Source organism: Desulfoscipio geothermicus DSM 3669, from assembly GCF_900115975.1.
Classification (GTDB): domain Bacteria; phylum Bacillota; class Desulfotomaculia; order Desulfotomaculales; family Desulfallaceae; genus Desulfoscipio; species Desulfoscipio geothermicus.
The window spans coordinates 1-9,461 of sequence record NZ_FOYM01000051.1 but is presented as its reverse complement, the minus strand read 5'-3'; the positions used below and the strand labels follow the sequence as shown (position 1 = coordinate 9,461).

8 protein-coding genes are annotated in these 9,461 nt (G+C 36.4%); 2 read left to right on the top strand and 6 right to left on the bottom strand.

Annotated elements, in window-relative coordinates; all coding sequences use genetic code 11:
- The 6 genes from BM299_RS19780 to BM299_RS20120 all read right to left on the bottom strand — a co-directional run.
- Window positions 1-195 (bottom strand): hypothetical protein (locus BM299_RS19780; protein ID WP_207545238.1); only part of this gene is annotated, 195 nt, incomplete at its 3' end.
- A gap of 75 nt (window positions 196-270) precedes the next feature.
- On the bottom strand, window positions 271-3,009 hold the full coding sequence (locus BM299_RS18105; RefSeq protein ID WP_092487787.1) for a hypothetical protein: 2,739 nt from the start codon (window positions 3,007-3,009) through the stop codon (window positions 271-273).
- The gene (locus BM299_RS18100; RefSeq protein ID WP_092487784.1) at window positions 3,002-4,708 is read right to left on the bottom strand and encodes a hypothetical protein; all 1,707 of its coding nucleotides are present in this window, start codon (window positions 4,706-4,708) and stop codon (window positions 3,002-3,004) included. Before BM299_RS18100 ends, BM299_RS18105 begins: the two co-directional genes overlap by 8 nt.
- Window positions 4,709-4,791: 83 nt before the next feature.
- Window positions 4,792-5,442, bottom strand: coding sequence for a KilA-N domain-containing protein (locus BM299_RS18095; protein ID WP_425429506.1), 651 nt, complete (start codon window positions 5,440-5,442; stop codon window positions 4,792-4,794).
- 593 nt (window positions 5,443-6,035) lie between these two features.
- Window positions 6,036-6,791 carry an IS21-like element helper ATPase IstB gene (gene istB, locus BM299_RS18090; protein ID WP_092487782.1) on the bottom strand — a complete coding sequence of 252 codons (756 nt, stop codon included), beginning with the start codon at window positions 6,789-6,791 and terminating at the stop codon, window positions 6,036-6,038.
- Window positions 6,779-7,681, bottom strand: coding sequence for a hypothetical protein (locus BM299_RS20120; protein WP_092487779.1), 903 nt, complete (start codon window positions 7,679-7,681; stop codon window positions 6,779-6,781). Before BM299_RS20120 ends, istB begins: the two co-directional genes overlap by 13 nt.
- Window positions 7,682-7,792: 111 nt before the next feature.
- Between BM299_RS20120 and BM299_RS19590 the strand changes: the two genes are divergently transcribed.
- Together BM299_RS19590 and BM299_RS18080 are read left to right on the top strand one after the other, a co-directional pair.
- A complete protein-coding gene (locus BM299_RS19590; protein ID WP_165608430.1) occupies window positions 7,793-7,945 on the top strand; it encodes a hypothetical protein in 153 nt (50 codons plus the stop codon).
- A gap of 496 nt (window positions 7,946-8,441) precedes the next feature.
- On the top strand, window positions 8,442-9,197 hold the full coding sequence (locus BM299_RS18080) for a reverse transcriptase domain-containing protein (RefSeq protein ID WP_092487776.1): 756 nt from the start codon (window positions 8,442-8,444) through the stop codon (window positions 9,195-9,197).
- Window positions 9,198-9,461 lie beyond the last annotated feature (264 nt).

The window sequence follows — 9,461 nt, the reverse complement described above, 5'->3', positions numbered from 1 at the left end:
GGCAAAATACAAGTAATGAGCCCGGAACATAGTTACCGGGTTGTGTGGATTGCGTCCGCCTTGCCTGTATAACGGTAAAACCAAATCATAAATAATTGAATCATCCACAATATCAATATAGTCAATGAGTTCTCTATCAAAGCCAAGTGTGTTATAATATGACATTGGAAATAGATCCAACTGCATCTTCGCCATAAGTATGCACCTCGCTTGGTAATTGGTAGTTTTCTCGTAAATTACTACCTAATTCGACAAGTGACGGTGCATTTCCTATTTATGGCTGCCTAAAGTTTTAACTTTTCGAACAGACTCTTCTATTCCCCAAATACCTTCGTCTTTACCGCATCCATTTTTAATTAAATGATAGCTCATTGATAGTATAATATCTTTGTAATCAACCACTGACTTTGATTCTTCTTCAAGATAATGTACAAATGCATGCACTATTCTGCGACTTAAGCCGGAATTCATTATTTCAATTAAAAAATCCTTGTCTCTCTCTAAATCAATAAGATTATCATAAAATAATCTTGAAATAGGCATTTCCAGATCTAATGAACTTGTCTTAAACTTGAGTATCATGTTTTTAGCTAATGAGTTAAATTCATCCTTATTGAAATAAAGAATAGCCATATGGAGAACTGCTTCTGCTTGTGCTTCACTCATTGTATCCACATTATTCATTATATCGGCAAATTCGTTTCTCAGAATAAACATTTCCGATAGACAATATGCTCCCATTTTTATTAGTTCTTTATCTTCAGACTCGTAACATTTTTTAATAATTTTTAAAACACGTTGACGATATTTCGGATACAACAAAAAGAGCATATTTTTCGTATCATGGAAGCCTGCTAGCCTATAATCTTGTTCATATAGATTTAAGATTATTTCTGATGCCCAATCTCTTTCAATGTTATACGAAGGCCATAATGCGAATAAACTCGCCAATTTTACCGCCGGGTTTTCATCCAATGCCAATTTTTCAATTGTATCTTTAAAATGTTTGAACAAAGAACTGTCATTCCATAATAGCTGCGCTATTGCTTGAACCGCCTCGCCCCTTACGCAGTTTATTGCATTACTTTGGAGCATATCAAAACTGCGCATTTCTTTATCTTCATTATTAGTTACATTTGGTTTACCGATTTCCGGATTTTTATGGTTAACCGCGATATCCTTAAGAATATCCAATATCTTCTGTGACCATTTCTCGTTCTTCCTGTTTTTAATCAGTGAGCAAATGTAATTCGCCCGGTATGAGGTATAATCATAAGGATATTTTAAAATCATTGATTCTAACAATTCTATGGGTACATTATCCAAAGCTTTACTATATGCAACTCCACTAAATAAGGAATCGATATATACATCCAAAATTTCTTCATTATGTAAAAGAACTAGCTTTATCATTCTTGCCGGCTCTTCAGAAACGGCATTTCTAAAACTTCTTGAAAATTCTTCAATAGAATTTTCTATAAAACCTCCTGGGACCTCCTTCCAATGGGAGTGACTTTTATGCTTAAGTTTTGTGTTAGTTAAAATCTCTAGCCACTTTTTGTTATTTAGTTTTTTCCCCGCAACGGGTGAACTTACCCATCCGCTATGTCCACCTGAACGTTTATATAAAGTTGTCCCTTTAAGGAATTTACGATTTAAAACACGTATCAGATCTTTTGCTTGATCGCTCAATCGATTATAGGGAAGAGCTTCGAGAATTTCTTTCTGTAAATCACCCCAGAAACTCCAATATACTGTATAGCCGTTTTTTTCTCTATTATAATTAATTCTATGTCGATATATATCTTTAGCTTGTGGCGATAGATAACTTAAAACTGTTTTTTCCAATGCAATAAAAACATTCTCACTACAGTATTTAGAATGCTTTCCTAATATCTGTTTGGCAAGAAGTAATTCGTCACCATTGCCACTTGTCTTATCGAATATGTTGCTATCAAAGTCACTACATAAATAATTAATAACGACATCACTATATCTTTCCGGCAATCGATATAATCCATCTAATATAATTTCATTATATAAATCATTGCCTTTACCCATGAATTCTTTATAGCGTTCCAAAAATGTTTCCGGTTTTAGGGAAATTATTGCTGCATTTGCTTTCTTTATAATTTGAATACAAGCCCTCTCGAGACCTCTTTTATGAAAATATCTTCCAGACCAATCACTAAAGAGCAAGCTTTCGTCTTTTTCCGTCGGAATGTATGGCAATAATAAATTAACGACTTCCATCCCATTTTTAATTAGAATTTCAGAGTCTTCATATAAAAATTCCTCTTCATATTTGTAAATGTTTTTCTCATTGCCTTTAATTTTATTTTCCAATAAAAATACCAATAGCCGTATTGTTCTTATTTCACAATTTTTGAGCATCGACTTGAAGTCAAGATAGACATCAGCCATTTGCGGATATCTATTATAAAATTTCATTCGCAATTCAAACAACTCATCCGTATCTTGATTTATGTCGTGCAAAAAACATCTGGAGAATTTATTATCATCTTCCTGTGAATGAAGCGCATACTTTTCAATGAATGTAATATCTTCAATGTCATAATCCGGACTCATACTTATAAGTAAATTGAAAACAATATCCTTTTTTTGCGGGTTGTTAAACCATTTATCTAAAATACCATATTGTCTAAGCAGCCTAATATATTTAGGCCTGGAGAATATAACGTTATTTATAACATGATTACCATATATTTCATTTTCACAGTTATTAATAATAAAATTTTGTATATTTTCATCTAAGATATCTATCTGATTCAACACCTCTAGGAAAACAAATTTGACAAAATATCTAACTTGCTTTGCCTCAAACATCTTTTGGCCTGCATTAATAAAATCCTGGCTATCAAACTCAGATAGATTTTGCATAAACATTTGCACTTGATATCTTTTTCCAGGGGTCTGTTTTTCTTTGCTTCCAATAATATCTACAATATCTTCACCGTCATAATATCGCTTAAGCATTTTTTCAGCCAAAAAAACAGTCTAATATAGATTGATGAGCAAAAGACACTTTATTATCTTGAATCACTAAGAAAGCATTTGAAGATAAAAATTCTAAGCATGATTTATTGACACTCAATATGCTCAATGGAATACATATTCTACCTAGGTTTTCCAGAAAGGTTATCATTTTTTCTTTAGTATCATTTAGATCGGCTTCACTTAATCCAAATTTAAAACATTTTTCAGACAACTGCCCCCACCATTCTGAGACCAAATGGCTTGCAGTAGAACATTCGGCATATTCTTTGCTTGGATCTAACCGTTGCCAAATATATAAATTGCTTGGAATTCTTAGCATCTCTTTTAATTTATTTGTTAATTGCTCATAACGTTTCCCAACAATGTCCTTTACTATTCCCTCATCCAATTCATTAACCTGAACCTTATTCCATTGAATAACTTCCTCTTTCTTATCATTTTTTTTGAATAATGATTTAATATTATTATCATTTTCCAAGTCATAGGTTCGACACACAAAAACGACAGATATATTTTTCTTTCTTTCAAAATTTAATCTCTCTACTTGATTAATAATCTGAGCGCATACTAATAATGAATCTCTGGAATGTGCCTGAGTCCAGCGTAGGGCATCCAATTGATCCAATATAATTACTGCTCTTTCATTTTTAGAAACACTATGGATACAATGAGCTATAGATGCAGGTAATCCTAAATCTTTACCCCATTTATCGGCAGTTCCATTCGGAATACGTTTATCTAATTTAATTGCCAAATATGGTATGGTTTTTTCTTGACAATAATTGATAATGTCTACTGTACATCCACTTTTCCCTCTTCCAGCCTTTCCATGTATGATCAAAGAGTTCCCTAAATCTATTGCTTCTCTACATATAGAAAATTCATTTCTCTTAATCAACCCATTGTCTAACGGAATAAACGCTGTTTTATATTCCTGATTCAATTCCTCCAGCCTAGGCATGATACGTTCATCAGTGGCAAGATTTTTAAACCTTATATTTTTTCCTTTTAAAAACGTGTACAAAACGGACTGGTTAATTGTTTTTCCTAAAATATCTCCATCTACTATCCAAGCAATAAATGTCTCATAAATTTCTTCTTCATTACCTATTAATAAATAACTAATTTCAGATAAAATCAGTTCTTTTAACTCTGTATCCGGGAATTGACGATAAGCTATTCTATTTAAATAAGAAATACATTTTATTAAATCCAAATCTTGTTCCGGATTTATCTCCATCACTTTGCAAAAATTTTTAAAGAAATCTACAAATTCTTTGCTAGCATTGAGTATTTGGTTATTATAAAAATCTTTAGGATTTTCACTAGTATTTTTTGCTCTTTCAATTAAATCCTCTAACAGTGTGAAAGCTAAAGGTGAGACTAAAGCAACAGTATTCGACTCATCTCTATCCAATTGATACTTCCAATTCGTGAATACCACTTTGGCATTAGCAGTTCCATAATCCCAAGATTCTTTACTCCCATTTCTTCCTTTGCATTGCTGACCTTCTCTGCTGCCATTTTTTTGACCAATCCAGATGTCAACACCACGTTCATCGTCACCAAGAGCCTCCAAAACAACATAATCTAATTTTTCATCCAACACTTTAAGTATTTGGTATATTACCCATCTAATTTCAAACCTATTTCCACGTTTATCAGCCCTGCCCCCTAATTCATTGGGCATACCAAACACCTCCCTGATTTTTTTCAACTATTTTAATGAAAAAAACCTTACTCCTAAATGGGTATGTCTCCAATCCAAATGAATTATTTGTCAAGTGCCTTTTTTCCTTCTAATTTCTTAATTGTATCCGTATTGATTTCTCGAATTGCTTCTAGCTGACGAATGGCTAGCTTATTCAAAAGCTGCAGCCTCTCCGGTTGCGATTTACCCTGCTCAATTAAAATCGCATTATAGCTTTCCATATTAGCCAACACCAGTAATTGATTTAAGGTAGCATAATCTCTGATGTTTCCATTTTTATCTGGATTTTTTTCGCGCCACTGCTTAGCAGTTATACCAAACAGTGCGACATTAAGCACATCGGCCTCGCTGGCATAGGTTATGGATATTTGATATTGTGTCAGTTCCGGCGGAATTAAGTTTTCTTTGATAGCGTCAGTGTGAATTTTGTAATTCAGTTTTGAAATCTCACGATTGAGATTCCATCCCAAGGAAAGCCGACTGCTTTCATCGTTTTTTAGCCTTTTATAGTCTTTGATTATATAGAGCTTAAACTCCGCCGAAATCCAAGAAGCAAATTCAAAAGCAATATCAGAATGAGCAAAGGTGCCGCCATTTCTGCCTGATTTGGAAACAATACCGATTATCAATCCATTTTTGAGGTGACAATGTAAAAGCGTTTGAACCAGCTTGATTTCTAAAGGAGTCGAATTCGACCCCTTTAAATTTATCATTATGTAATTGTTCCCAGAGACCCAAAAATTCAATGGTGTCCTTACTTCTCATCCAATTATGATGACATCTTTGGGTTCATCACTTTTATAGCGTGCGATATCTGTAAGTGAAATAAATTCGTTTTGAAAATCTTCAGTTATAGATAGCAATATCCATACCTTTGGCGTGAATTGTTTCTTTTACAGGTTTCTTTGCCATTGGATCACCCTCATTCTTCGTACCTTAATCTTCGAATAGCCGATATAATCATTTCAATTATACTATATTTTACCAATATTCGTATTATTATAATATAAACTTTTCAGCTATCTATCTTTCTAGAAAAATATCTTAGCCTGCTCTTTATTTCTATAAAAAATAATGGTATACGAATTAAAAATCTGAATTCTATCGACTTTACCCATGGTTATGTTTTCATCGTAAACACCATTCTCGCAAACAGTTTCACAAAGAATTCTCTTTATCTATTCTTCATCCAAAGTAGGCGAATTGGCACATGAATCTTTCCCTTTTTCAATCCTTGTCGCACATCTCCAGACAACTGTGACTGTCAAGTAACTTTGAACAAATTTTAGCAAATAATTTTTAACACCTAGTTATTACCAAAAATGGTTTCCCTGTGCGTCATTCTGTAGCTGTCACCAGTAAGGTTAATCACTTCGCTCCTGTGGATAAGCCTATCCAATATAGCAGTAGCTATTGCCTGGTCACCGAGTAATTCACCCCAATCCTCTGGGCCCTTGTTAGACGTTATTATCACTGAGGACTGGCCATAAAGCTTGTTAATTAGCTGGAAGAATAGATTGCCTTCATGACGGTCCATGGCTAAAAACATTAAGTCATCAATTATGACAAGGTCTGAGGCAATAATACGCTTCAGCTTTGTTTTAGAACCACGCGTGATTTCCTGGGTTTTAAGAACTTGCACTAAATCATCCATGGTTATAAAACTAACTTTATAGCCACTGTGCACTGCCTCCAGCCCAAGGCCGGTAGCAATGAAGGTTTTACCAACACCTGGTGGGCCCAGCAGTATTAGATTATATGCCTGTTCCAACCACTGCAGCTCCTTAAGCTGTTTAAGCTGCTTTTTGCTTAGGGATTTTTGTTCGCTTATATTAAACTCTTCAAGCGTCTTGTGCTCCGGAAAGGCAGCCTGTTTAAGCCGTCTTTCCATAGACTTTTCATCACGCCTTTTAACCTCATGCTTGATCAATTTGTATAAAAACTCCTGATAGGTAAAACCTTTCTTTTCAGCTTCCATCAACAGGTTATCAAGAATACCGGCGGCCTCTGATATTCGCAGTGTTTTCATATGCTGCTTTAACTCAGCATTTAGTTGTTGCATGGCATCTCCTTGCTTACAATTTGTTGATAAACCTTAACGTCCCTAATCTGGGGCTTGATTTTCAAGTTAAGGATATCCTTTTCATCCAGCATCTTAATATCTGATTCTTGTTCTTGTTTTTCTTTTTCTGATGCAGCTACCTGTGTTCTAGTTGTGTCTTGAGCCGCAAAGTATGTTAAAGCATCCTTAAAATCAGTAGCACTGTAAAGTTTATTTTTCCGGCAATAATCAAGTGCTGCAGTAATAGTTTTACTATCCACATCCTTTAATTGAGTACTGATTAATTGTAACTGATCCCTTATATATCGGGGCTTAAGTTTATATATCCTTTCCAAGAAACCCCTGGCCTCCGTAGTATTACCCAATAGCTCTGCTACCTTTTTAAGGTATTCAGGGATACCTTTAGACCGGTCACGGCCATGATTGTTATTTTTGATAAGTTTCCCTTTTTCATGACAGAGAGGGTGACGGGTAATTTCCAGATCAGTTTCCATGTCACTGATAATCAGCATGTCTTTATCTTCAACATAAACCTTTACGTACTTTTCCGTGCCGTCATATGTCCCAAGGGGGACGCTGTAACGGTTTCCCTTAAATGAAATAGTGTTGTCTTTCCTTACTAACCTTGATATACTGTCGTCAGCTAATTTGATAGATATTGTAGTTGGTACCGGCCTTAAGTGTTTTTTCTCTTCTAAAAACACTTCGGCCGGTATTTTCTTTGTGACGTTGTGCATTTTACCGTTTCCCGTACGCTCCAGCCAATCCAGACATTGTTCGTTGAGCTTGTCCAGGTTGTAATAGACACGGTGCTGTGCAAAGTTTTTCTTAACAAAACCAACTACATTTTCAATGCGGCCCTTACTCTCCGGATCACTTTTCCTGCACATATGGATTTTGAAATTCCTTTGCTGCCGGTAGGCTGCAAATTCAGTGCGCGTTGTTCCTACACAACGTAGGCAGTAATGCCTGAACAAAAGTAGGCATTAGGTGCAAACCTGATGAACTGTGTTTCCGAATCGCCGGGTGAAATTCCCGAATGCGTGGAAGGTTGGCCACGTAGAAAGGCTAATACTCCGACATGCCCTGATAATTCGATGGTGACAGTGATTCAGGGTATGAAGCTCGGTGAAGACGGCGAAAACCAGACCTGAGAAGCGGTTAGGGAAGTAGCCGGGCCGCCATAAAGCGACCATGCCGACACACCATAGGAACCTGCGTTTGTACGGCTCGAAAGCAGCGGATAAGGAAACCGAACCTTATCACACTCGAAAGAGTGCGAAGAAACGGTCAAAGCATTCGAATTTGCTGAAACTGACGTTCTCCGAAATGAAAACGTACCTAGTCCTCCAACCGTGGACAAAGGTTTTCTTCCGGGTCAAAGCAGGCGGCTAAAGTCGTATGTAAGGCTAGGAAACACGGTACAACGGAACCCTGCAAGACTGAGTTAATCGAAACTATGAAGTCCAACCGTGTAGGAAATGACCGGTGAATGCAGGGGACAGCAGCCCGTAGTAGCAATGAAACGTCTAACCAACGTGGAGCCAAGGGGCATAGTCAAGCAACAGAAGGTATTATGGTTGAGCCTGACTGGGAAGCCGTTGTGCATACCTGGTTAACCCATGACATCTCTCGAAAGGAGGGATGCCATTGGCTCACAAATCAGTCTACCCGAAACTGGAATCTGAATCAGACTTGCAATCCATCCTGGATAACCTATACGCAACAACCAAACAGATAATTGAAGAAGGCAAATTGCCCAAATTCAAAAACCTGTTAGAACTAGCAAAATCCGAAGTAACAATCATTACCGCCATACACAACATCAAGTCCAACCACGGCAGTAAAACAGCGGGAACCGACGACGTAATCATGCCAGATATCCTACAACAACAATATCCAGAAGTCATCCAGATGGTCAGAAATGCACTTGATGATTACAATCCACACCTTCTTAAAAGAGTATGGATACCTAAACCAGGAAAAGACGAAAAGAGACCACTAGGCATACCTGCGGTCATTGATAGAATTATCCAGGAAGTCTTGCGTATCATCATCGAACCAATCATGGAAGCGCAATTTTTCAAGCATTCATATGGCTTCCGACCTATGAGAGATACACACATGGCACTAGAAAGAACAACTGATATATGTCACAAAACAGGATATCACTGGATAATAGAAGGAGACATTAAAGGCTGTTTTGACAACATAAACCACACCAAATTAATCAAACAACTCTGGCATATGGGTATTCATGACAGAAGAATACTCATGATAATTAAGAAAATGCTCAAAGCCGGAATAATGGACGAACTTAAAACCACAGAACTAGGTACACCACAAGGCGGATTATGCAAAGCTTTGCATAAGCCACCTTGGACAAAACCGCTATCGCGGTGGTAAAACATGGCATATTTCATAAATAAGAATCTAATCCAGCGAAAAATTGAGTAATTCTTTATTTCGACATGTTAGTGATTTAAAATTGTATTGCAGTTAAAACTGCAATACAATTTTAAGGAGAGCACAGCATGGAAAACAAAGAAAAAGTTTTATTACGGATGAAAGAAGATATCCTGCTTAGGGGACTGTCAAAAAACACACTTGAGAGTTATACAATAAACGCACGAATCTTCCTTGATTATTGCAACCGTCCAGTGGAACAGC

Coding starts and splice junctions, on each gene's coding strand:
- istB (WP_092487782.1), bottom strand. CDS start 6,791: ATGCAACAACTAAATGCTGAGTTAAAGCAGCATATGAAAACACTGCGA.
- BM299_RS18095 (WP_425429506.1), bottom strand. CDS start 5,442: ATGATAAATTTAAAGGGGTCGAATTCGACTCCTTTAGAAATCAAGCTG.
- BM299_RS18100 (WP_092487784.1), bottom strand. CDS start 4,708: ATGCCCAATGAATTAGGGGGCAGGGCTGATAAACGTGGAAATAGGTTT.
- BM299_RS19590 (WP_165608430.1), top strand. CDS start 7,793: ATGAACTGTGTTTCCGAATCGCCGGGTGAAATTCCCGAATGCGTGGAA.
- BM299_RS20120 (WP_092487779.1), bottom strand. CDS start 7,681: ATGTGCAGGAAAAGTGATCCGGAGAGTAAGGGCCGCATTGAAAATGTA.